This window comes from Enterococcus sp. M190262, assembly GCF_005843965.1.
GTDB lineage: Bacteria > Bacillota > Bacilli > Lactobacillales > Enterococcaceae > Enterococcus_D > Enterococcus_D gallinarum.
Genome location: NZ_CP040461.1, coordinates 2,221,951 through 2,246,365 on the forward strand (window position 1 = coordinate 2,221,951; position 24,415 = coordinate 2,246,365).

General features: G+C 41.5%; 19 protein-coding genes. 18 read left to right on the forward strand and 1 reads right to left on the reverse strand.

Translation table 11 applies throughout. The features are described from left to right. Window positions 1-91: 91 nt before the first annotated feature. From ylqF to FE005_RS10480, 12 genes are all read left to right on the forward strand, one after another. Entirely contained in the window at window positions 92-961 is an 870-nt protein-coding gene (gene ylqF, locus FE005_RS10425) for a ribosome biogenesis GTPase YlqF (RefSeq protein ID WP_003126974.1), read from the forward strand. Beyond that, entirely contained in the window at window positions 945-1,709 is a 765-nt protein-coding gene (locus tag FE005_RS10430; protein ID WP_117474599.1) for a ribonuclease HII, read from the forward strand. Before ylqF ends, FE005_RS10430 begins: the two co-directional genes overlap by 17 nt. 64 nt (window positions 1,710-1,773) lie before the next feature. Beyond that, window positions 1,774-2,646 carry a DNA-processing protein DprA gene (gene dprA, locus FE005_RS10435; protein WP_138371744.1) on the forward strand — a complete coding sequence of 291 codons (873 nt, stop codon included), beginning with the start codon at window positions 1,774-1,776 and terminating at the stop codon, window positions 2,644-2,646. 144 nt (window positions 2,647-2,790) lie between these two features. Continuing rightward, window positions 2,791-4,869, forward strand: coding sequence for a type I DNA topoisomerase (gene topA, locus FE005_RS10440; protein ID WP_103299915.1), 2,079 nt, complete (start codon window positions 2,791-2,793; stop codon window positions 4,867-4,869). Window positions 4,870-5,105: 236 nt separating this feature from the next. Continuing rightward, complete coding sequence (gene trmFO, locus FE005_RS10445) at window positions 5,106-6,413, forward strand: FADH(2)-oxidizing methylenetetrahydrofolate--tRNA-(uracil(54)-C(5))-methyltransferase TrmFO (protein ID WP_003126978.1); 1,308 nt, start codon at window positions 5,106-5,108, stop codon at window positions 6,411-6,413. Between the two features lie 112 nt (window positions 6,414-6,525). Beyond that, window positions 6,526-6,951, forward strand: coding sequence for a hypothetical protein (locus FE005_RS10450; protein WP_103300097.1), 426 nt, complete (start codon window positions 6,526-6,528; stop codon window positions 6,949-6,951). 13 nt (window positions 6,952-6,964) lie between these two features. Beyond that, window positions 6,965-8,416, forward strand: a complete 1,452-nt coding sequence (locus FE005_RS10455; RefSeq protein WP_113849899.1) for a flotillin family protein — start codon at window positions 6,965-6,967, stop codon at window positions 8,414-8,416. A 486-nt stretch (window positions 8,417-8,902) separates the two neighbouring features. After that, window positions 8,903-9,820: a tyrosine recombinase XerC gene (gene xerC, locus FE005_RS10460; protein ID WP_138372209.1), complete on the forward strand. Its 918-nt coding sequence runs from the start codon at window positions 8,903-8,905 to the stop codon at window positions 9,818-9,820. Window positions 9,821-9,845: 25 nt separating this feature from the next. Continuing rightward, window positions 9,846-10,388, forward strand: coding sequence for an ATP-dependent protease subunit HslV (hslV, locus tag FE005_RS10465; RefSeq protein ID WP_003126982.1), 543 nt, complete (start codon window positions 9,846-9,848; stop codon window positions 10,386-10,388). A 14-nt stretch (window positions 10,389-10,402) separates the two neighbouring features. Beyond that, window positions 10,403-11,800, forward strand: coding sequence for an ATP-dependent protease ATPase subunit HslU (gene hslU, locus FE005_RS10470; RefSeq protein WP_103299918.1), 1,398 nt, complete (start codon window positions 10,403-10,405; stop codon window positions 11,798-11,800). Window positions 11,801-11,813: 13 nt separating this feature from the next. Further along, window positions 11,814-12,605, forward strand: coding sequence for a GTP-sensing pleiotropic transcriptional regulator CodY (gene codY / locus FE005_RS10475; protein WP_003126985.1), 792 nt, complete (start codon window positions 11,814-11,816; stop codon window positions 12,603-12,605). An 11-nt stretch (window positions 12,606-12,616) separates the two neighbouring features. Next, window positions 12,617-13,492 (forward strand): aldose 1-epimerase family protein, encoded by an 876-nt coding sequence (locus FE005_RS10480; RefSeq protein WP_138371745.1) that lies wholly within the window; start codon window positions 12,617-12,619, stop codon window positions 13,490-13,492. A gap of 64 nt (window positions 13,493-13,556) precedes the next feature. Here FE005_RS10480 and plsY read toward each other — a convergent pair whose 3' ends face one another. After that, window positions 13,557-14,186, reverse strand: coding sequence for a glycerol-3-phosphate 1-O-acyltransferase PlsY (plsY, locus tag FE005_RS10485; protein WP_138371746.1), 630 nt, complete (start codon window positions 14,184-14,186; stop codon window positions 13,557-13,559). A gap of 278 nt (window positions 14,187-14,464) precedes the next feature. Between plsY and parE the strand changes: the two genes are divergently transcribed. The 6 genes from parE to FE005_RS10515 all read left to right on the forward strand — a co-directional run bounded on the left by parE (window position 14,465) and on the right by FE005_RS10515 (window position 24,409). Continuing rightward, complete coding sequence (gene parE, locus FE005_RS10490) at window positions 14,465-16,489, forward strand: DNA topoisomerase IV subunit B (protein ID WP_003126988.1); 2,025 nt, start codon at window positions 14,465-14,467, stop codon at window positions 16,487-16,489. An 11-nt stretch (window positions 16,490-16,500) separates the two neighbouring features. Beyond that, window positions 16,501-18,963 carry a DNA topoisomerase IV subunit A gene (gene parC / locus FE005_RS10495; RefSeq protein WP_138371747.1) on the forward strand — a complete coding sequence of 821 codons (2,463 nt, stop codon included), beginning with the start codon at window positions 16,501-16,503 and terminating at the stop codon, window positions 18,961-18,963. Window positions 18,964-19,232: 269 nt separating this feature from the next. Continuing rightward, window positions 19,233-21,461, forward strand: coding sequence for a formate C-acetyltransferase (pflB, locus tag FE005_RS10500; RefSeq protein WP_003126991.1), 2,229 nt, complete (start codon window positions 19,233-19,235; stop codon window positions 21,459-21,461). A gap of 191 nt (window positions 21,462-21,652) precedes the next feature. Then, complete coding sequence (pflA, locus tag FE005_RS10505; protein WP_003126995.1) at window positions 21,653-22,408, forward strand: pyruvate formate-lyase-activating protein; 756 nt, start codon at window positions 21,653-21,655, stop codon at window positions 22,406-22,408. Between the two features lie 86 nt (window positions 22,409-22,494). Next, entirely contained in the window at window positions 22,495-23,421 is a 927-nt protein-coding gene (locus FE005_RS10510) for a manganese-dependent inorganic pyrophosphatase (protein ID WP_103299920.1), read from the forward strand. A gap of 181 nt (window positions 23,422-23,602) precedes the next feature. Beyond that, window positions 23,603-24,409, forward strand: coding sequence for a DUF1803 domain-containing protein (locus tag FE005_RS10515; protein ID WP_138371748.1), 807 nt, complete (start codon window positions 23,603-23,605; stop codon window positions 24,407-24,409). The last annotated feature ends 6 nt before the right edge of the window (window positions 24,410-24,415 follow it).

The following is a 24,415-nucleotide window of genomic DNA, read 5'->3' on the forward strand; positions in this document are numbered from 1 at the left end:
GGCAATCAGGAAATTTTCTCGATTCGTCCGATACTTTTAAGAGAAAGCCAAAACAATGTCTGAAAAAGACTGGTATGAAAGGAAATTAATTATGAGTACCATTCAATGGTTTCCAGGCCACATGGCCAAAGCAAAACGTGAAGTAAGCGAAAAACTAAAATTTGTCGACATCGTGTTTGAACTTGTAGATGCTCGTCTCCCCATTTCTTCAAGAAACCCCATGCTGGATCAAATTTTACAACAAAAGCCACGCTTGATCTTGATCAATAAAGCAGACTTGGCTGACCCTCAGCAAACAAAACTCTGGGAAGGCTATTTTAGAAAACAAGGTTTCTTAGCCATGGCGATCAATGCTCAGGATAGTCAAGGAATCAAAATGATCGTTCCTAAAGCAAAGGAAGTTCTGCAAGAAAAAATTGCTCGTGACAAAGCTCGTGGGCTCAAACCACGTCCGATAAGAGCAATGGTCATTGGGATTCCTAATGTAGGAAAATCAACATTGATGAATCGCTTAGTCGGCAAAAAAATTGCTCAGACTGGGAATAAACCAGGCGTTACCAAAGGGCAACAATGGTTGCGTTTTGGTACAGAATTGGAATTGCTGGATACACCAGGAATTCTCTGGCCTAAATTTGAAGATCCTGAGATTGGCAAAAAATTAGCTTTGACTGGCGCTATCAAAGATCAACTCATCCATTTAGATGATATTGCTTTGTTTGGGTTAGACTTTTTTGCTCGCTACTATGAAGGAAGAATTGCTCAGCGTTATTCACTTTCTGCGGAAGAAGAACAATGTCTAGCACCAGAACTATTGATGAAGATCACTGAAAAACGTGGCTACAAAGACAATTATGATCGCGGTAGTGAATTAGTCGTTTTTGATATTCGACAAGGGAAGCTGGGAAGGTACACATTAGATCGTTACGAGGAGTTAGGTGAAAAAGATGAAAGAGCCGATTAAAACTATCAAAGAGCGACTATTTGCCGAGGAGGTTGACCCGGCTTATGTGGCTCAACTGATGGCAGACGAACGCTCTGGTGTCCAAAAGCTGATTACCAAGTATCAAAATCAGCAGCGTAAACAGCGACAAATGCAAGAAAAATATGCAGAAATGTCTGTATTTGAACAAGAACTCTATCAGAAAGGGCTTCGGTTTGTTGCCGGTTTAGATGAAGTCGGCCGGGGACCGTTAGCTGGGCCCGTAGTTGCCGCGGCAGTGGTTTTACCGAAGAATTGCGGGATCATTGGCTTGAATGATTCGAAACAACTTTCTGCGAAAAAAAGAGAAGAATTATTTATTGAGATCCAAAATAAAGCGGTAGCGATTGGCATCGGTATTGCAGATCATGAGGAAATTGATCGTGTGAACATTTATCAAGCCAGTAAGAATGCGATGAAACGAGCGCTAGCTGACTTATCGATTACACCAGAGCATTTATTGGTGGACGCTATGACGCTTGATACCGATATTCCTCAGACCAGTCTGATCAAAGGGGATGCCCGGTCGATCACTATCGCTGCTGCAAGTATCATGGCTAAGGTATTTCGGGATAATTTAATGAAAGATTATCATGGTGTTTTTCCTCATTATGGATTTGATCAAAATGCTGGTTACGGTACGAAAACCCATTTAGAAGGATTAGCTGCCCATGGGATTTGTCCTATCCATCGCAAAACGTTTGCACCAGTAAAACAGTATGTAAAATAATTCATCAAACAGCCTCATTTTTACGAATCTTATTAGTGAGATTCTTTAGAAATGAGGTTGTTTTATGTACTATCAGGAATGTACGCCCTTCGATAAAATCCTCCTTCGCTTGTCATTTGTACAAGGAGTCGGTATTCAAAGTCAGTGGCGGGTGGTCAAAGGCTGCCTCGCACAAGAAAATTGGACTATAACGGCTGAAGAAGTTATTCAAATGACAGGGATCACACGCAATATTCGTCGTTTTCAACAGTCGTGGCATCAGTTGACAGAGAGTGACTTAGCGGAAAAAATGGCCGACCAGTCATTTATCACCTTTTTTTCAAAAGACTACCCACCTGCACTTAGAAAAATCGCTGATCCACCATTGATCCTCTTTTACGAAGGGAATCTGTCATTACTCCAAAAGCCTTCACTGGCTGTTGTCGGTGCTAGACAAGCGACAAGCTACGGTCAGCAGATTTGTAGAAAAATCATTCCGGAACTAGTGAAAAAGAAGTACTTGATCATTAGCGGCCTTGCCCAGGGATTAGATAGTTTCGCCCATGAAGCAGCGATTGAAAGTGGTGGACAAACCATTGCAGTTATAGGAACGGGACTGGATCAGTGTTATCCTAAGAGTTCGCAACGTCTTTATTCTCAGATCAAGCAGGAACATTTGCTGGTTAGCGAATATTCGCGAGGAACATTGCCGCATAAACATCATTTTCCCATGCGGAATCGACTGATTGCGGGAATCGCACAGGCAGTTTGTGTGATTGAAGCCAAAGAAAAGAGTGGCTCTTTGATTACTGCACAGTTGGCTTTAGAAAATGGGAAGGATGTATTTGCCGTGCCTGGAGAAGCTTTGACCGATCGATCAAAGGGGTGTCATCAGTTGATTCAAGATGGAGCAAAATGCACGCTGACAGCAGAAGATATCTTAGAAGAATTGCCTTAGGCTTTTGAACTTATGATGATCCTTTCTTGACAAAACTTTTTCTGAAAGCTATGATAAGCTACGATTTGGATGTTTGGAAAGCAAGTGGATTGTTTGCCGAATATATTATAGTAGGAAAAAATGAAGGAAGGAGCCATTTTTTATATGGCATATAAATATCTAGTGATCGTGGAGTCGCCAGCAAAGGCGAAAACCATTGAAAAATACCTCGGGCGCAACTATAAAGTTGTTGCGAGTGTTGGACATATTCGTGATTTGCCGAAAAGCAAAATGGGCATTGATGTCGAAAATGACTATGAACCTCATTACATCTCGATTCGCGGCAAAGGCGATGTCATCAAGAGCCTTCGTTCTGCAGCTAAAAAAGCAGAAAAAGTTTATCTCGCAAGTGACCCGGATAGAGAAGGGGAAGCTATTGCTTGGCATTTAGCTTTCTTGCTAGGACTAGATTTAAAAGAAAAGAACCGGGTCGTTTTTAATGAAATCACAAAAGATGCAGTTAAAGCTGCGTTCAAAGAACCTCGTACGATTGATGTCGATTTAGTAGATGCGCAGCAAGCTCGTCGGGTGTTGGACCGTCTGGTAGGTTATTCGATCAGTCCAATTTTATGGCGCAAAGTCAAAAAAGGATTGAGTGCGGGCCGTGTTCAGTCAGTAGCATTGAAAATCATCATTGATCGCGAAAAAGAAATCCGCGAGTTTATACCTGAAGAATACTGGAGTATCGATGGCAACTTTAAAAAAGCAACGAAAAAGTTCAAGGCGGCTTTCTGGGGGCTAGATGGTAAAAAGAAAAAACTGCCAAACGCTGAAAGCATCAAAGAAGTGACCGATCGTTTAGATGGCAAAGATTACCAAGTGACCAAGGTAGAAAAGAAAGAACGAAAACGCAATCCTTCGGCTCCTTTTACAACCAGCAGTCTTCAACAAGAGGCAGCCCGCAAATTGAATTTCCGTACACGTAAAACAATGATGGTAGCCCAACAGCTTTATGAAGGAATCCCATTAGGCAAGCAAGGAACGGTGGGGTTGATCACCTATATGCGTACCGATTCTACACGGATCGCGGATACAGCTAAAGGAGAAGCGGCGGAATTCATCGAAACAACCTATGGCTCAGCTTTTTCAGCTCATGGTGGCAAGAAAATCAAGAATGCGCAAGGGGCGCAAGATGCCCACGAGGCTGTACGTCCTACAAGCGTCATGCGTACACCAGAAGAAATGGAAAAGTACTTGGACAAAGATCAGTTGAAACTCTATCGCTTGATTTGGTCTCGTTTTGTAGCCAGCCAAATGACCCCTGCGATTTTGGATACAATGAAAGTGACGCTACAGCAGAATGGCGTCATATTCATAGCTAACGGATCCAAAATCAAATTTAAAGGATTCATGCAAGTGTATGTTGAGGGACGAGATGACGGCAAAGAAGACAAAGAGAATATTTTACCGGAATTAAATGAAGGGGACGTTGTTCAGTCGATCTCTATCGAACCAAAACAACACTTCACACAACCACCTGCTCGTTTTAGCGAAGCAACGTTGATCAAAACTTTAGAAGAAAATGGTGTAGGGCGTCCATCGACTTATGCACCAACTTTAGAAACGATCCAACGGCGCTATTACGTTAAATTAACTCAAAAACGTTTTGAACCAACTGAATTGGGAGAAATTGTTAATTCGTTGATCGAGGAATTCTTCCCTCAAATCGTCGATACCCATTTCACAGCCGAGATGGAAAGCAGCTTAGATAGTATTGAAGCGGGCAAACAAGAATGGATCAAAGTCGTGGACCAATTCTATCGACCATTTGAAAAAGAATTATCCAATGCGGAAGAAAATATTGAGAAAATCCAGATAAAAGATGAACCCGCTGGCTTCGATTGCGATATTTGCGGTCATCCAATGGTCATCAAGCTAGGTCGTTATGGAAAATTTTATGCTTGTAGCAATTTTCCAGATTGTCGAAATACAAAACCGATCGTCAAAGAAATCGGAGTGGAATGTCCAGTTTGTCACCAAGGACAAGTTGTTGAAAGAAAATCCAAGAAGAACCGAATTTTCTTTGGCTGCACACGCTATCCAGAATGTGACTTTACGTCATGGGATAAACCAGTAGGCAGAAACTGTCCAAAATGTGACAACTATTTGGTTGAAAAGAAAGTCAAAGGCGGCAAGCAAGTCGTTTGTATCAAAGGTGATTATGAGGAAGATGTTCAAAAGTAAGCTATCGATCGTTTTTGACCTCTCAATAAAAAAATGAAGTGAGCGCAAGAAGTATCTGCTGAGAGACAGCAGACTTCTGCGTTCCTTTTCAAAAAACAGAGCTGTGACACAAGGAATAGAATAAAAAATAAGCAGAGACAAACGGTGATCTGAAGATCAGCATCTGCCAATGTAAGGGTTATTTTTTGTTTTGATGACTTTTGGCACAGACTCTTTTACTATAAAGGAGACGAAGTATGAAAAAAATCAATGTAATTGGTGCTGGATTAGCAGGAAGCGAAGCTGCTTGGCAAGCTGCTGAGGCAGGAGTGGCTGTCAATTTGTATGAAATGCGTCCTAAGAAAACGACAGAAGCCCATCATACGAATAATTTTGCGGAACTTGTTTGTACAAATTCTCTTAGAGGAAACAATTTAACCAATGCAGTAGGTGTTTTGAAAGAAGAAATGCGCCGCTTGAATTCGGTTATTATCTCTTCGGCCGATCAGACAGCGGTTCCGGCTGGTGGTGCACTAGCCGTTGATCGGGACGATTTTTCTGAATTAGTTACAAAGCGGGTGAAAGAACATCCGTTGGTAACAGTGATCGAAGAAGAGATCACCGAAATCCCAGAAGGAATTACGGTAATCGCTACTGGACCATTGACTTCAGAACCGTTATCCAAGGCGATTCAAGCATTCAATGGGTCGGAAGGCTTCTATTTCTATGATGCCGCAGCGCCAATCATTGATAAATCAACTATTGATATGGATAAAGTTTACTTGAAATCACGATACGACAAAGGAGAAGCAGCATACCTGAATTGTCCGATGAACGAAGAAGAATTTTATGCCTTTCGTGAAGCTTTGGTAAATGCCGAAGTCGCTCCTTTGAAAGAGTTTGAAAAAGAGAAATTCTTTGAAGGCTGTATGCCAATTGAAGTGATGGCCTCTCGTGGTCCAAAGACGATGTTGTTTGGACCAATGAAACCTGTTGGTTTGGAAGATCCTAAGACAGGCAAACGGCCTTATGCAGTGATCCAATTGCGTCAAGATAACGCTGCTGCCTCGTTGTACAACATTGTAGGTTTCCAAACGCATCTAAAATGGGGAGAACAAAAACGGGTCTTTCGGATGATCCCTGGATTAGAGCAAGCTGAATTTGTCCGCTATGGTGTAATGCATCGGAATAGTTTCATGAACTCGCCAGAACTTCTGCAACAAACCTATCAATCTCGCAAACGTGATGACTTGTTTTTTGCTGGTCAAATGACAGGAGTAGAAGGGTATGTTGAAAGTGCGGCTAGCGGTCTAGTAGCTGGAATCAATGCAGCAAAACTTGCAAAAGGGGAAGAACCAATCATCTTTCCGCAGGAAACAACAATCGGCAGCATGGCGTATTACATTACGCATGCAGAAGGCAAACATTTCCAACCAATGAATGCCAATTTTGGCTTGCTTCCTGAACTGCCCGAACGAATCAAAGATAAAAAATCCCGTTATGAGGCATTGGCTAATCGTGCGCTTACAGCTTTAGAGGCTGCCAAAGAAACAGTTGCAAATTAAATGTCGAAAACTTTCTCACGAGAAATTGTTGAGAAAGTTTTTTTTTGAATTGTCTTGAAACTTGGTAGCGGTTATCATATGATTAACAGTAACAATAGCGAAGGTGGTGACGATCGTGATTGGGGAATGGGTCACATTGCTTCAAGAGTATCTGCAGCAGTTTCCATCTTATATTCAAATAGTGGGCTGGCTGATTGTACTATTTGTTTTGATATTTGCCGTTTTTCTGCTTTTCAGTTTGTTGCTAGGCCCGTTTATGTGGCTTTTCAATCGCTTGACAGATAAAAATCGTAGCAATGTTCTTGGTCATGAAGATTTTTTGATTGGTGAATTGACAGAAAAGATCGTCGGAAATACCCTCGGTGAAGTGATGGAGATTGGCAGTAAGACAGCGCGTTCTGTTTATCCGGCAAGGTTCTATAAAGAAGAGGATATTCGGGAAAAGCGAGAATTACCAGTCGGAACCAAAGTGATTATTGTTGATTTTGACAAAAAAGGTATTGCTTTAGTGGTAGAAAACCACAATTTTATTGAATAGGGAGTGTTGGAAAATGTTAGATACAGGGAATGCATTAGATTTTTTAAGTAATCCAATTTTATGGATCATCGTTTTAGTCGTGTTATTGATCGCATTTTTAATGATTCGTTACCGAATCGGCAAGCCAGATGAAGCGTTGATCGTAACGGGGTCATTTTTAGGTAAAGAAGGCATCAAGATTTTAAAAAATAGCGGAACATTCGTGATCCCAATTGTTCAAAAAGCACATAAATTGAGTTTACTGACGCATAAACTTGAAATTGGCACACCAGAAGTTTATACCGAACAAGGGGTACCGATCAAAGCAAGTGCGACGGTTTTAGTTAAAGTTGGTAACAGTACGGAATCGATCAAAACAGCTGCAGAACAATACTTAGGCAAATCAACCGGCGAGTTGGAAGATGAAGCACAAGAAGTACTGGAAGGCCACTTGCGGGCGATTCTAGGGACAATGACCGTTGAAGCAATTTACAAAAATCGAGATGATTTTGCGGAACAAGTGCAAGAAGTCGCATCTACCGACTTGAAAAAAATGGGATTAGAGATCGTTTCATTTACGATCAAAGATGTTAGTGACAGTAACGGCTACTTAGATGCCTTAGGACGACCGCAGATTGCTGAAGTGAAGAAGAATGCAGAAGTTGCAGAGTCAAATGCATTAAGAGAAACACGAATCAAGCAAGCCGAAAATGAACAGTTGGCACAGCACGAGGAAATTCGTCGCCAAACGGAAATCGCAGAAGCAACGAAAGATATGGCATTGAAACAAGCACAATACAAACAAGAACGGGAAGTAGCAGATGCTAAAGCAGAACAGATTGCTGTGGGCGAAAAAATGAAAGTCCAATTGATCGAACAAGAAAAGAACATCGAGATCCAAGAAAAGCAAGCTGAACTGACGGAAAAAGAATTGAATGCTACAGTCCGTAAAAAAGCAGAAGCCGATAAATATGTTGTAGAACAAAATGCCTTGGCAGATAAAGCAAGAGAAATTGCTCGTGCCCAAGCAGAGGCTGAAAAAGTGAAACTAGCTGCCCAAGCAGAAGCAGAGAGAATCGAAAAACTCGGTTCGGCAGATGCTGAAAGAATCGCTAAAGTCGGTCAAGCAGAAGCCGAAAGTCGCGAAAAAATGGCGATTGCTTTAACTAAACTGAATGAAGCAGGTATTTTGATGGAATTCATCAAAGTATTGCCTGAAATTGCCAAAGAAGTTAATGCGCCACTTAGCAACATCGATAAAGTGGTCAGCTTTGGAGGCAACGACGGACTCCACGACATGGGAGAAGCCGGCTTGGCACGGACATTTGATACTATCAAAGAAACAACTGGCCTCGATTTAGTCAATCTCATTAATCAAACCATGTCTACTAAACAAGGAAACAAAGAGTTAGTAGCAGCCATCGAAAGCCAAAAGCCAGTAGAAAATCAACCAAACACAGACAATGACACCCAACCAATCGAATAACTCAAACAACGCACTCAAACGAGTGCGTTTTTGCTGCGAATCACAACGAGTGGCTTGCGAAGCAAGGCAGAGTTGATGATGAGCAGCGACGAGCAAAGCGAGCGTAGTAACCTTCGTATGAATCACTGCGACTGACACTCGAAAGAGCGGCAGAGCAGATGATGAGCAGCGGGGAGCAAAGCGAGGGTAGCAACCTTGAAAGAATTTTCTACGGCTGACTCTGGAAAGAGTGGAACGCAAGTTCTACTTAGTTCACAGTGAGAAGCTACTGTAGGCAAAGCATATGCCAAGTTGAATTTGGGGCAAGTCCTTCGCAAGTTTTCGTGTAAATCATAACAATCAAAAAAAGCTTCGAGAAACCTGCGGATCTTTTCTAAATTCTCCCTTAAAGAATTTTCATAATTATGTCTAAACTTTGAAATATTGGTTAAATTCTGACAATTCGTTTGTTTTTTTTAAAACTCTATGATACAGTTATTTCGAGTCATGAAATGGGGGATTAGTTTGCCGGAGAACGAACTTCAAAATGATTTTTTTCGTTATCTAATTGTTGAACGAGGCTATTCTGATAAGACCAAGTCTGCTTACCAAGAAGACATGGAGGATTTCTTTCGTTTTTTAAAAGAGTCTGGCAATGAAGACTTTCTTGCCATTGATCACCGTGACGTCAGAGTATACCTTAGTTTTTTGAATGAGCGCAATTACAGTCGCAATTCGATCAGCCGTAAAATGGCCAGTTTGCGGTCGTTCTATCACTTTTTAACGAAACACGAAGTCATTAAAGAAAATCCATTCGCTTATATTCACTTAAAGAAAAAGAACGCAAAATTACCGCGTTTTTTTTATGAAAAAGAAATGGAGGCACTTTTTGAAAGTGTAAAAGGGCACGAATCTTTGCAGCAACGAAATCGAGCTTTGTTGGAGATCCTGTATGGATCCGGACTGCGGGTCAGCGAATGCAGCAACCTAACCTTGTCAGACGTTGATTGGGAGAATGGTGTATTGTTGATCCATGGGAAAGGAAACAAGGATCGTTATGTTCCTTTTGGCAGCTATGCGCAAGAAGCGTTGCGAGACTATGTCTCAGCTGGACGCCAACAGTTGATGGAGAAACACCACAAACGGCATGAGATTGTTTTCGTCAATCATTTAGGTGACGGAATCACAGCGACGGGGATTGAGTATGTGTTGAATCAAATCATTCGCAAAAGTAGTTTGGACAGCAAGATCCACCCCCACATGTTGAGGCACACATTTGCCACTCACTTATTAAATCACGGGGCTGATATGCGGACCGTTCAAGAATTGTTAGGCCATGCCAACTTATCTACGACGCAGATCTATGCCCATGTCACAAAAGATAGCTTGCAAAAAAATTACCGCCAATTTCATCCAAGAGCTTAAAAATTGGCGACAGGAGGAAAGAATTATGAAATCACCTTTTCATTCAACAACGATTTGTGCTGTTGAAAAAGATGGCAAATTCGCAATGGCCGGAGATGGTCAAGTAACAATGGGAGAACAAGTCGTCATGAAGGGGACGGCACGCAAAGTACGCCGAATCTATAACGGTGAAGTCGTAGTTGGATTTGCTGGAAGTGTGGCAGATGCTTTCACACTGGAAGAAAAATTTGAAGGAAAACTCAATGAATACAACGGCAACTTACAACGTGCTGCTGTTGAGTTAGCACAAGAATGGCGGACACAGCAATCGATGCAGAAACTAGAAGCAATGCTGATCGTGATGAATCAGGAAGAAATGCTCTTGGTTTCTGGGACAGGAGAAGTCATTTCACCAGATGAAGGGATTTTGGCTATCGGTTCTGGCGGCAATTATGCACTCGCTGCAGCTAGAGCGATGAAACGTTACGGCGGTGATCTTTCTGCAAAAGAAATTGCTGAAGGAGCATTGAATATCGCCGCTGATATTTGTGTCTTTACCAATCACAACATTATTGTTGAAGAGTTTTAAAGAGGGATGAAGCTATGACAAATCAAAATATATCACCAAAAGAAATCGTCAAAGAATTAGATCAATACATTGTTGGCCAAACTAGTGCCAAGAAATCTGTTGCAGTAGCTTTACGTAATCGCTACCGTCGTCTCCAGTTGGATGAGAAAATGCAGCAAGATGTGACGCCGAAGAATATTTTAATGATCGGACCGACTGGTGTCGGAAAAACAGAAATTGCTCGCCGATTAGCGAAGATCGTTGATGCGCCTTTCGTTAAATTAGAAGCAACTAAGTTCACCGAAGTCGGTTATGTCGGACGTGACGTGGAATCAATGATTCGGGATCTTGTGGAAAATGCCATCCAGATCGTAAAAAAAGAGCAATACAAAAACGTTCGGCTGCAGGCAGAAAAGAAAGCCAATCGTCGACTGGTTAAAGTACTGGTACCTGGAATCAAAAAAGAGCAAAAGAAATCCACGAATCCATATGAACAAATGATGAATATGTTCAATCCTGGGCAGCAGGCAGAAGAACCAAAAGAAGAACTGACGGACGAAATCCGCAGCAACCGTCAAGCCATTTATGAGCAATTAGAAAAAGGCTTATTGGACAATCGTGAAGTAACGATCCAGGTGGATGAACCAAAAACACAGTCACCAATGATGAACAATGGATTGGAACAAATGGGGATCGATTTGAATGAAACATTAGGTGCATTGAAACCGCAAAAGAAAATCGAACGGACAGTAACGGTAAAAGAAGCTCGAGAATTATTGATCCAAGAGGAATCTTCAAAATTAGTGAATGATGCGGATATCCATAGTGCGGCATTGCGTTTAGCCGAATCGAGCGGGATCATCTTCCTTGATGAAATCGATAAGATCACATCAAAATCGCAACAATCAGGCGAAGTTTCTCGTGAAGGTGTGCAACGGGATATTTTACCGATCGTGGAAGGGTCACAAGTCAACACGAAATACGGCCCTTTACAAACCGACCATATCCTATTCATTGCTTCAGGTGCCTTTCATTTGTCAAAACCAAGTGATTTGATCCCTGAATTACAAGGACGCTTCCCGATTCGTGTAGAACTTGATGATTTAACGAAAGAAGACTTTGTCAAGATCCTGACGGAGCCAAACAATGCTTTGATCAAGCAGTATATTGCCTTGTTGGGAACAGAGAATGTGACAGTCACTTTTACGCTGGAAGCAATCCAAAAAATTGCGGAAATTGCCTTTCAAGTGAATCGCGATACAGATAACATTGGCGCCCGTCGCTTACACACAATTCTAGAAAAGTTACTTGAAGACTTATTGTTTGAAGCATCCGACATGCAAATGGGAGAAATCACTATTACAGAAGCGTACGTTGAAGACAAACTTGCTTCTATTGCCAAAGATGAAGACCTAAGCCGGTATATTTTATAAAGGGAGAGAACCAATGAAAACACTTTTAGAAAAGACACGTCAAATCAATGAATTACTGCAACAAAAAAATACCTTCAATCTGGCATCTGATTTGCCTTATGATAAAATGGCGGTTATTTTAGGTGACATACTCGATAGCAATGCTTATATTATCAGTAGTGACGGTAGTGTGTTGGGATTCGTTGAGACGCATGATGTCAACAATGAACGTATCAAAAAGATGTTTGTAGAAAAACAGTTTCCTAAAAATTATACAAGTTTAGTAGATAATTTATCTTCGACAGAAGCAAATGTTCCCATCAGCAACGATATGACTGCTTTTCCTATTGAGATGCGGGAGTTATATCCGAATGGTTTAACAACAATCGTGCCCATTTATGGTGCAGGCGAACGGTTGGGCACGATCATTTTGTCTCGGATCGAAAAAACGTTCGATGACGATGATCTAGTCTTAGCAGAATACAGTGCAACTGTAGTTGGCATGCAGTTTCTTTATCAAAAATCCCGCAATATCGAAGAAGACGTTCGTAGTGCGACTGCCGTACAAATGGCGATCAATACACTGTCATACAGCGAATTGAAAGCTGTCCAAGCGATTTTTGAAGCATTAGAAGGGGATGAAGGACGTTTGACCGCTTCTAGTATTGCGGATCGAATCGGTATTACACGTTCTGTTATTGTAAATGCATTGCGCAAACTGGAATCAGCAGGTATTATTGAGTCACGTTCCTTGGGAATGAAAGGAACTTATTTAAAAGTGTTGAATAGTCGTTTCAAAGAGGAATTGAACAAACATCAATATTAGGAGATGGCGATATGACAGTTACGATCAGCGCAGGGCATTTGCAGGCAACAATTGCCGAAAAAGGAGCCGAACTGCAAAGTTTGATTGATGTGAATACCAACTTAGAATATATTTGGCAAGCTGATCCTGCACATTGGGGAAAGCATGCACCAATCTTATTTCCGATAGTGGGTGCGTTGAAGGACAATCAATACCGCTACAAAGGTGAAACGTATCATCTGCCACGGCATGGTTTTGCTCGAGACATGATGTTTGAAGTCGTGGAGCACAAAGTAGATTATGTTCGTTTACTACTAGCTAGCAGTGAGGAGACAAAGAGCAACTATCCCTTTGATTTTCAGTTGTTTGTTAGTTACGAATTAGGTGGAGACGGTCTTGTAGTCAAGTATCAAGTCGTAAATGATAGTCAGGAAGACATGTTCTTCTCTATCGGTGGTCATCCTGCATTCAATGTACCGTTAGGAGAGGATAATGTATTTGAAGATTTTTATCTCACATTCTCACCTAAGAAATCTCGTGTAAAATTGCCGTTGGTAGGCAATTATATCGATCTGGAGCAGCGGACATTGGGACAAACGAACACTGATCTACGGTTGACTCATGAGATGTTTAAGAACGATGCCATGATTTATGAAACGAAAGGGTTGAATTCATTTTCGATCCGCAGTGAAAAATCTCCTCACAGTGTGACATTGAGCTATAATAATATGCCTTACGTTGGCTTTTGGACGACTTATCCAGTAGAATCTCCTTTTTTATGTATTGAGCCATGGGTAGGTATTGCAGATACCTTAGAGACTAGTGGCGAACTACATGAAAAAACAGGAATCCAATGCTTGGCAGCCAACGAGCAATTTGAAACGAAATATTCGATCACAGTTAAGTAAGCCTATGTGAATAAGAAAAAAAGAAGCTGGGACGAAAGTCATGAATGACTTTTCCCAGCTTCTCCTATTCTTTTTTATTAAGACCAAAAGAGATACGGCTCTCTGTGCCGTCTTTGATCCGCTTGATATTTTCACGATGACGGATAAAAATAAAACAGGTGACACCAATTGCGATACACGTCAATAACCAATTTTGTTTTGGTAAAATCATTGGTGCGACATAAGGCAATAGGATTGTCGACAAAGTGATCAAGCAGGCTGCAATCATACTTGTCAGGCTGACCATGCTGGTTATGAACAAACAAATCACAAAAATAAGCGCTGAATAAATGAAGAAAATTGGATTGTAGCCTAAAAGCATGCCTGCGCTGGTCGCCACCGCTTTCCCGCCTTTGAACTTGGCAAAAATTGGAAACGTGTGACCTAGAATAGCACAAACACCAAACCAAAGAGGATTGATTGCTGTGACTGAAAAGATCGCCGGCAAACAAGTAGCCAAGGTACCTTTCAGAATATCCATCAATAAAACAATGACGCCAGCTGATTTGCCAAGAACACGAAAGGTATTCGTAGTTCCTGTATTCCCGCTGCCAAATTGGCGAATGTCTTTTTTGAAGAATAGCTGACCGATCCAGACACCAGAGGGAATAGAACCGAGCAAATAAGCAATAAATAGTAACAGAATCGTCTTCATGATAACCCACTTTCCTTGAAAGTCTAGAGCAATTTTAGCATGAAACCGTCGCAGCAACAATAAGAAAATACTGAAGCTATGGATAAACGAGCAATGATAGATGGATCATCCAAAAGCTAAAAGTGACTTTGCCTTGTCGAACGGTAGGAAAAAGGATAAGATAGTTTAGAAAAATGTTCGCTTGAAAAAAGCTGATTTTATGTTAAGATTTTTTTTGCGAATCATTCATGTTGGGTTTCCGCGGAAACCCACTTAATTTAGTTAAAGGAGCGGTGGCTTTGGCAAAGAAAACCACAGAGTATAATGATGCCTCGATACAAGTCCTAGAAGGCTTGGAGGCAGTGAGAAAGCGACCTGGTATGTATATCGGATCGACTGACGGCCGAGGCTTGCACCATTTGGTCTACGAAATCGTTGATAATGCGGTCGACGAAGCACTATCAGGATTCGGGAATGAAATTGATGTCACTATCCACAAAGACAATAGTATCAGTGTGCGAGACAATGGTCGTGGAATGCCGGTGGGAATGCATGCTTCAGGAATCCCAACAGTCGAAGTCATCTTTACTGTACTGCATGCTGGCGGCAAATTTGGCCAAGGGGGCTATAAGACATCAGGCGGACTCCACGGAGTGGGTGCCAGTGTCGTAAATGCGCTATCAAGCTGGCTAGAAGTTTCTATCGTACGAGATGGTATCGAATACCAAGAGAAATTCAAAGATGGTGGCAAACCTGACGGTACATTGAAAAAAATCGGAAAGACGCGGAAAGCAACTGGAACAACCGTACGTTTCAAGCCGGATGACACGATTTTTACAACAACGAAATTTTCTTATGACACGTTAGCAGAACGATTGCGAGAATCAGCTTTCTTATTAAGAGGAGTGAAAATCACCCTAACAGATGAGCGGGCTGAATTGCAGCAAGAGGTCTTTTTATTTGAAGAAGGAATCAAAGAGTTTGTTGATTATTTAAACGAAGAAAAAGATACATTGACGCCTGTTGTGTATTTTTCTGGCACAAAAGAAGCAATCGAAGTGGAAGTTGCTTTCCAATATAATGATGGGTATTCCGAAAATGTCCTGTCATTTGTAAATAACGTGCGTACGAAAGACGGCGGTACCCATGAAGTGGGAATGAAGATCTCTATGACTAAAGCTTTCAATGAATATGCTCGAAAGGTCGGCCTGCTGAAAGAAAAGGACAAAAATCTGGAAGGCAGTGATTTTCGGGAAGGTTTAGCGGCAGTTCTGTCGATTCGGGTACCAGAGAATCTGCTTCAATTTGAAGGTCAAACAAAAGAAAAACTAGGAACGCCGATCGCACGAAATGCGGTAGACAATGTGATTGGTGAACAACTGGGTTATTACTTGCAAGAAAATAGCGAGATGAGCCAAATGCTTGTCCGTAAAGCCATTAAGGCTCGGGAAGCGCGGGAAGCTGCTCGGAAAGCACGAGAAGAAAGCCGCAGTGGGAAAAAACGCAAAAAGGGCGAATCGTTGTTATCTGGAAAATTGACACCAGCCCAGTCTCGTAATCCGAAAAAAAATGAGTTGTACTTAGTCGAAGGAGACTCGGCTGGTGGATCAGCCAAACAAGGCCGAGACCGTAAGTTTCAAGCAATTCTTCCGTTACGCGGAAAAGTCATCAATACCGAGAAAGCCAAAATGCAAGACATTTTGAAAAATGAAGAAATCAATACTATGATCTACACGATCGGCGCAGGTGTTGGTCCAGAATTTTCGATCGAAGACTGCAATTATGACAAAGTGATCATCATGACCGATGCAGATACAGATGGTGCCCATATCCAAGTCTTGTTGCTGACCTTCTTTTATCGCTATATGAAACCATTGATCGAAGCTGGCAAAGTTTATATTGCATTGCCGCCTTTGTACAAAGTTTCAAAAGGCCTAGGCAAAAAAGCCGTAGTTGAATATGCCTGGACAGATGACGAATTAAACGCGGTGACCAAAAAAATTGGTAAAGGCTATATGCTGCAACGGTACAAAGGGTTAGGTGAGATGAATGCAGATCAACTTTGGGAGACAACGATGGACCCAGAAACAAGAACATTGATCCGTGTTCGAATCGATGATGCGGCACAAGCGGAACGACGGGTTACTACATTGATGGGTGATAAAGTAGAACCGCGGCGGAAGTGGATCGAAAGCCATGTCCAATTCAGCTTGGAAGAAGACGGCAGTATTTTAGAGAAAAAAGAAGAGACGATCCCTGGATTGGTCGAAGAAAAATTACAAGAAGCTGAGCAAATTTCAGCAATCAGCTTGTCTGAGGATTAGGAGGGGATCTCTTGGAACATAAAAATAATATACAAGAATTAACATTAGAAGAAGTGATGGGGGACCGTTTCGGCAGATACTCTAAATATATTATCCAAGAACGGGCATTACCGGATATTCGAGATGGCCTAAAGCCCGTTCAGCGACGAATTTTGTTTGCCATGAATCAAGATGGAAATACTTATGACAAAGGATTTCGTAAGTCCGCAAAATCTGTAGGGAATATCATGGGGAATTTTCATCCCCATGGAGATTCCAGTATTTATGAAGCCATGGTCCGTATGAGTCAAGACTGGAAATTAAGACAAATCCTGATCGAAATGCACGGGAACAACGGGAGTATGGATGGTGATCCGCCAGCAGCTATGCGTTATACAGAAGCCCGTTTGTCTGAATTAAGCGGAGAATTATTGAAGGATATTGAAAAAGATACCGTTGAGTTAGTTTGGAATTTTGACGATACCGAAAAGGAACCAACTGTTTTGCCAGCAAAATATCCCAATCTGCTGGTCAACGGGTCGACAGGGATCTCTGCCGGTTATGCAACTGAAATTCCCACACACAATTTAAGTGAAGTCATTGACGGAACGATTTATTTGATTGATCACCCGAACGCCTCATTGGATAAATTGATGGAATTCATTCCAGGTCCAGATTTCCCAACTGGCGGCATCTTACAAGGAAAAGAAGAAATCAAGAAGGCATATGAAACAGGTCGTGGGAAAGTGATCTTACGTTCAAAGACTAGAATCGAAGATATCAAAGGCGGCAAACAGCAAATTGTCATCAATGAGATTCCTTACGAAGTCAATAAAGCGAATCTGGTCAAAAAAATGGATGAGATTCGTTTAAACAAAAAAATCGATGGGATTGCCGAGGTCCGGGACGAAACGGACCGTTCCGGTTTGCAAATTGTGGTTGAGCTGAAAAAAGATGCCAATGCTCAAGGAATTTTGAACTATCTATTTAAAAATACGGAACTGCAAATCAACTACAATTTCAACATGGTAGCCATCGATGAAATGCGGCCGCAGCAAGTCGGGTTGAAACATATCTTAGAAAGTTATGTGAAACACCGTCGGGAAGTCATTGCTAAGCGGAGCCGCTATGAGCTGAAGAAAGCGCAGAAACGTCAGCACATCGTTGATGGGTTGATGAAGGCTCTTTCGATCCTCGATGAAGTGATCGCGACAATCCGCAGCAGTAAAGACAAAAAAGATGCAAAAAATAATCTGGTCGTTCAGCATGGGTTTACAGAAGAACAGGCAGAAGCCATTGTAACATTGCAATTGTATCGCTTGACTAATACAGATATCACGCAATTACAGGCAGAAGCCCAAGAATTAGCAGAAACGATTCGCGAATTGACGAAAATTTTGAATGAAGAAACGGAATTATTAAAAGTCATCAAAAAAGAGCTAAGAGAAATCAAGAAGAAATACCACTCTGATCGGATGACCGAGATTGAAGCAGAGATCCAAGAAATCAAAATCGAGACCCAAGTACTTGTCGCCCAAGAAGATGTTGTGGTAACTGTTACGACAGATGGCTATGTCAAACGCAGCAGCTTGCGGTCTTATGGCGCTTCTAAGCCAGAAGAGTTAGGCATGAAAGAAGGCGATGCACTGCTTTATAGCGGGCAAGCAAGCACATTGGATCATTTGTTGCTGGTGACCAATAAAGGGAACGTCATTTATCGCCCCATTCATGAGTTGCCGGATCTCAAATGGAAAGATCTAGGGGAACATATTTCGCAAACGGTAATGAATCTAGCGACCGAAGAAACCATTTTAGCTGTATTCACCTATCAAGAACTTGATCCGCAAAAGAATTTCGTGCTGATTAGCAAAAACGGTATGATTAAACAAACAAGAATGACAGAATTTGAACCTTGGCGTACGTACAAGAGTCGGCCATTGACTATGATGAAACTAAAAGATGAGGCCGATGAACTTGTCAACGTGTATTTAGCGGATCAAAATGAGCCGTTGGATGTCTTTCTAGTTAGTTATCGTGCTTTTGGCCTACGCTATCCATTAGCCGAAGTGCCTGTTGTAGGACCAAAAGCTGCTGGAGTCAAAGCGATGAATCTTAAAGAAGATGATCAGATCGTCAATGGATTATTGGTTTACTCGGAAGGAGATACGCCTGTAATCATGGTCACTCAGCGAGGGGCGGTCAAACGAATGCTGGCTCAAGAAATCAGTCAGTTAGGACGAGCGAAACGAGGACTGATGGTTCTCAGAGAGTTAAAGAAAAATCCTCATCGGATTGTTTATATGGGAAGCGGTGAAAACCAATCCCTGATTTTGACTACTCAAAAGGGGCAAATGATCGAGATCGAGACGAATCAAATCCCCATCAATGACCGGACATCGAATGGGTCCTTTGTTACCGATGAAAAATCCGGTGGCTTGATCCATGAAGTTGCTCGAGTGATTGATCCTGCGATTCAAGAAGATTCTGTACTATAAGTTAAATGTAAAACACGCATCTGTACCAATACAGACGCGTGTTTTTTTCTATATAATTAATTTTTCACATTTTCAAAAAATGGACTTTAATAAAAAATTCACATTTAAAAAACGTTGATTTAAAAGCTGTTTCGTTGCGTTTTATGTTTTAATAGCTAATTTTGTTAAAAATAATTCTTGTAAATGCTTGCAATGCAAACGCTTTGTGTTATACTATTCACGTAAAGCTGTTACACTTAGTGAACAGAAAATTTAAGGAGGTCCATCAAATGGAACAATGGAATGGATTTAAAGGAAAAACTTGGAAAGAAGAAGTTAACGTACGCGACTTCATCCAAGAAAACTACACACCTTATGACGGAACAGACGAATTTTTAGCTGGCCCAACTGAAGCAACTACAAAGCTTTGGGATCAAGTTATGGACTTGAACAAGCAAGAACGTGACGCTGGCGGCGTTTTAGACATGGATACTAAAATCGTTTCAACGATTACTTCTCACGGCCCGGGCTATTTGAACAAAGAGTTAGAAACAGTTGTCGGGTTCCAAACAGACAAACCTTTCAAACGCAGCTTGCAACCGTTCGGCGGTATCCGAATGTCAGAACAATCAGCAGAATCTTATGGGTATGAAATTGATTCTGAAGTTTCTCACATCTTCCGTGACTACCGTAAAACACACAACCAAGGTGTATTTGATGCGTACACTCCTGAAATCAGAGCTGCACGCCGTTCTGGTGTTATCACTGGACTTCCTGATGCTTATGGTCGTGGTCGTATCATCGGTGACTACCGTCGCGTAGCATTGTATGGTGTGGATTACTTGATCAAAGAAAAACAACAAGACTTGTTGTATTGCGGCAATGGCACGATGTCAGACGATATCATTCGCCAACGTGAAGAATTAAGTGAACAAATTCGCGCATTAAGCGAATTGAAAGAACTTGGTACAATCTACGGGTTTGATATTTCTCAACCTGCACAAACTGCAAGAGAAGCATTCCAATGGTTATATTTAGGCTATCTAGCAGCCATCAAAGAACAAAACGGAGCAGCAATGTCTCTAGGACGTACGTCAACTTTCTTGGATATCTATGTAGAACGCGACCTTAAAAATGGCGTGATCACAGAAGAAGAAGCACAAGAAATCGTTGACCATTTCGTAATGAAACTTCGTCTAGTGAAATTTGCTCGTACACCTGAATACAATGCATTATTCTCTGGTGACCCAACATGGGTTACAGAATCAATCGCCGGGATGGGTGAAGACGGACGCCACATGGTAACTAAAAACAGCTTCCGTTTCTTGCACACACTAGCAAACTTGGGACCAGCTCCAGAACCAAACTTGACTGTTTTGTGGTCAACACGCTTGCCACACAACTTCAAAACATTCTGTGCGAAAATGTCTATCCAAACATCAGCAATCCAATATGAAAACGATGATGTAATGCGTGGACATTGGGGCGATGACTATGGAATCGCATGTTGTGTATCTGCTATGCGCATTGGTAAACAAATGCAATTCTTCGGTGCTCGTGCGAACTTGGCGAAAACGTTGTTGTATGCAATCAATGGCGGGGTCGACGAAAAATCAAAAGCGCAAGTGGGACCTAAATTCCAACCAATCACTTCAGAATATCTTGATTACAATGAAGTAATGGAAAAATATGACACAATGATGGACTGGATTTGTGATTTGTATGTCAATACATTGAACATTATCCACTACATGCATGATAAATATTCTTATGAACGAATTGAAATGGCCTTACAAGATACAGATATCTTGCGTACGATGGCGACTGGTATCGCAGGATTCTCTGTAGCAGTTGACTCATTATCTGCTATCAAATATGCGAAAGTCCGCACAATTCGTGACGAAAACGGCATCGTTGAAGATTACGAAATCGAAGGCGACTATCCTAAATATGGAAACAACGATGATCGCGTAGACGATATTGCTGTTAACCTATTGAAAACTTTCATGAAGAAAGTAAAACGCACAAAAACTTACCGTAACTCAAAACATACAACATCGATCTTAACGATCACTTCAAACGTCGTTTATGGTAAGAAAACAGGGAACACTCCTGACGGACGCCGCGCTGGTGCGCCATTTGCCCCAGGTGCGAACCCAATGCACGGCCGCGATACACACGGTGCGTTGGCTAGTCTTTCATCTGTTGCGAAATTGCCATATGACTATTCATTAGATGGTATTTCAAATACATTCTCAATCGTACCTAAAGCATTAGGACGTGACGACGAAACACAGCAAGAAAACCTAGCAACTATGTTGGATGGTTATGCAGCAAAAGGTGGTCACCACTTGAATATCAACGTATTCAACCGCGACACATTGCTTGATGCACAAGCGCATCCAGAAAAATACCCACAATTAACAATTCGTGTATCAGGTTATGCAGTTAACTTCATCAAGTTGACAAAAGAACAACAAGATGACGTTATCGCTCGTACTATGCACGAAGCAATGTAATAGCAAAAAAAGGCGGCGGATGGAACATTCCGCCGCTATTGTTATGAATCACTGCGACTGCGAAGCAGAGCAGATGATGACAAGCGTAGTTTGTTCATCAAACTATTGCCTCACTGCGAGTACGGGCGAGGAATCAATGGAATAAAACGATGCAACTTTATTTTTAGTTTCTTCAAGAAAGGAAGAGCAACATGTCAGTAACAGGACATATTCATTCAACAGAAAGTTTCGGATCAGTGGACGGACCAGGTATTCGCTTTATTGTCTTTATGCAAGGATGCCGGATGCGTTGTGAGTTTTGTCATAATCCAGATACTTGGAAAATCGGTGCCGGTATCGAACGGACGACAGATGACGTACTGGAAGAAGCACTCAAATATCGAGAATTTTGGGGAGAAAAAGGTGGGCTGACTGTGAGTGGCGGAGAACCATTGCTTCAGTTGGACTTCTTGATCGATCTTTTCCGGAAAGCCAAAGCTGCAGGGGTGAACACCACCTTAGATACGTGCGGAAAACCTTTTACTCGGGAAGAACCTTTTTTTAGCAAATTTCAAGAGTTGATGACTGTCACTGATTTGCTATTATTTGATATCAAGCATATTGATAATGATGCTCATAAGAAGCTGACCACACAATCCAACGACAACATCTTAGAAATGGCAAAATACCTTTCAGAAATCAATAAGCCAGTCTGGATCCGCCACGTGCTGGTGCCATTCAGAAGTGATTATGATGAGTTTTTGATCCGTTTAGATGCGTTTATCAAGACGTTGAATAATGTAGATAAAGTAGAGATTTTACCTTATCACACAATGGGTAAATATAAATGGGATGAATTAGGGCTGAAGTATCCACTGGAAGGAATTGAGCCGCCAACACAAGATCGCGTGAAAAATGCAAAAGAGTTGCTTCATGTCGATGACTATAAAGGTTATCTTACCCGTTAACAAGCGTAGAGAAGATAACTATTGATTCTTTCCTATTTTTTGCTATCATTAGAAAGTGGAAAATGAATGAATTAGGAGCGATCATTATGTCGAAAATATTAGTATTTGGACACCAAAATCCTGATACAGATGCTATTGGAGCAGCGATTGCTTTTGCGCACTTGCAAAAGGAATTAGGAAAAGATACCGAAGCAGTTGCTCTGGGAACACCAAACGAAGAAACGCAATTTGCTTTGTCTCATTTTGAACTTGAAGCCCCGCGTGTGATTGAGCAGATTGAGGCTGGTTCAGAAGTGATGCTTGTGGATCATAATGAGTTTCAACAAAGTGCAGAAGGGATAGCAGAAGCTGCCATTTTAGCTGTAGTTGACCATCATCGTATCGCCAATTTTGAAACTGCAAACCCTCTCTACTACCGTGCAGAACCTGTTGGCTGTACGAGTACGATCGTGTTGAAATTATACCGTGAGGCAAATGTAGAGATTCCCGCAGCTATTGCCGGAATCATGTTGTCAGCGATCGTTTCAGATACATTGTTGTTCAAGTCACCTACATGTACTGAGGAAGATATCGCCGCTGCAAAAGAGTTAGCAGCAATTGCTAATGTGGATTTAGATGCGTACGGTCTGGATATGTTGAAAGCTGGAACAAATTTAACAACCAAAACGGCTGCTGAGTTGTTGGATCTAGATGCAAAAAGTTTTCCGATGGGTGGAAAAAACATTCGTATCGGTCAAGTAAATACAGTGGATTTGAATGAAGTGTTTAGCCGCCAAGAAGAGCTAGAAACAGCAATGAAGGCCGAAAATCAGGCAAAAGGCTATGACTTGTACTTATTAGTCGTTACTGATATTTTGAACAGCAATTCTGAATTGCTAGTGATTGGAGAGCCAACTGCACCGGTTGAAGCGGCGTTTAACGTTGTCTTGACAGCAAATCGTGCATTCTTACCTGGGGTTGTTTCTCGTAAAAAACAAGTTGTGCCGCAATTAACTGAAAGCTTTAATAACTAATAGCTGACAGGATAATACGGGCAAAAAAGATGAACATTTGAATTTGTCGGACAATCAGCAACTGCAGTCCTTTCACTGTAATAATGAAAGGTTTTTGGCTAGCAGGGAAGCTTAAGATTGTCCGGCTATTTTTGAATGGGAAGACGGCCCTTCTAGTGGGAATGGAAAGAGAGCGAAAGACATGGAATTTTTTTATAGTAGTCATTATCAAGGAATTCAGAAAATTATTGATTCAGAGTTGTTCTTAAAACTGATTCTTTTCTTGAAAAAAAAACAAAAACCACCAATCTTAAGAGAATTAAAACAAAATTTTCCAGAGAAAAATTTTGAAAAAATACTTGATCAGTTGATCGATGCTGGGATCATTAACCGAAAGGATCGTCGCTATCAAGTGGCATTTCCTATCTATTCCACACAAGATCAGCAGAAGAGTCGTGAACGTTGGCAACTACCTAATACGATAATTTCAGAACAGTTGGCGTTCATTTTACAAGCGGAACTCATGAGTGACCAACGCTTTTTCTATGCTTGTAAGGAAGGGGTGGTACAAGGATTCATTTATCGGCTAATCCATGAGTCATTCCAGCTTATTTCTCTTTCCCAAGAAAAATGGCCGGCAACGATTCCCGCTTTTTTTGCAGCAAATCGACAACTACTGTCATTGCCAATCTATCAGAAGCTTTTGTATTTGCTAGGGGATGTTGATGAGGCCTATTACTTGGATCAAATCAGTGTCATCTTTGAACGGGTGGCAAAACAGCGAAAAATCCGACCAAGTATTTTTCTGACATCACTCATAGAAGGAAATATTCTTCAGTCAGAACAGGGTTTTGATCTTCCTGTTGTTGATCCTGCGTTTCTCACTGAGCAGAATGGGTCATCGATGGAAGGATTGTCCGAATTTGATCGGCGCACATTTTTAGCAGATTATCTTGGAAAAACATCTAATCCGCAAACAATTCTCATCACGGAAATGATAAAATTTTAATAAACG

Coding starts and splice junctions, on each gene's coding strand:
- ylqF (WP_003126974.1), top strand. CDS start 92: ATGAGTACCATTCAATGGTTTCCAGGCCACATGGCCAAAGCAAAACGT.
- FE005_RS10430 (WP_117474599.1), top strand. CDS start 945: ATGAAAGAGCCGATTAAAACTATCAAAGAGCGACTATTTGCCGAGGAG.
- dprA (WP_138371744.1), top strand. CDS start 1,774: ATGTACTATCAGGAATGTACGCCCTTCGATAAAATCCTCCTTCGCTTG.
- topA (WP_103299915.1), top strand. CDS start 2,791: ATGGCATATAAATATCTAGTGATCGTGGAGTCGCCAGCAAAGGCGAAA.
- trmFO (WP_003126978.1), top strand. CDS start 5,106: ATGAAAAAAATCAATGTAATTGGTGCTGGATTAGCAGGAAGCGAAGCT.
- FE005_RS10455 (WP_113849899.1), top strand. CDS start 6,965: ATGTTAGATACAGGGAATGCATTAGATTTTTTAAGTAATCCAATTTTA.
- xerC (WP_138372209.1), top strand. CDS start 8,903: ATGAAATGGGGGATTAGTTTGCCGGAGAACGAACTTCAAAATGATTTT.
- hslV (WP_003126982.1), top strand. CDS start 9,846: ATGAAATCACCTTTTCATTCAACAACGATTTGTGCTGTTGAAAAAGAT.
- hslU (WP_103299918.1), top strand. CDS start 10,403: ATGACAAATCAAAATATATCACCAAAAGAAATCGTCAAAGAATTAGAT.
- codY (WP_003126985.1), top strand. CDS start 11,814: ATGAAAACACTTTTAGAAAAGACACGTCAAATCAATGAATTACTGCAA.
- FE005_RS10480 (WP_138371745.1), top strand. CDS start 12,617: ATGACAGTTACGATCAGCGCAGGGCATTTGCAGGCAACAATTGCCGAA.
- plsY (WP_138371746.1), bottom strand. CDS start 14,186: ATGAAGACGATTCTGTTACTATTTATTGCTTATTTGCTCGGTTCTATT.
- pflB (WP_003126991.1), top strand. CDS start 19,233: ATGGAACAATGGAATGGATTTAAAGGAAAAACTTGGAAAGAAGAAGTT.
- pflA (WP_003126995.1), top strand. CDS start 21,653: ATGTCAGTAACAGGACATATTCATTCAACAGAAAGTTTCGGATCAGTG.
- FE005_RS10510 (WP_103299920.1), top strand. CDS start 22,495: ATGTCGAAAATATTAGTATTTGGACACCAAAATCCTGATACAGATGCT.
- FE005_RS10515 (WP_138371748.1), top strand. CDS start 23,603: ATGGAATTTTTTTATAGTAGTCATTATCAAGGAATTCAGAAAATTATT.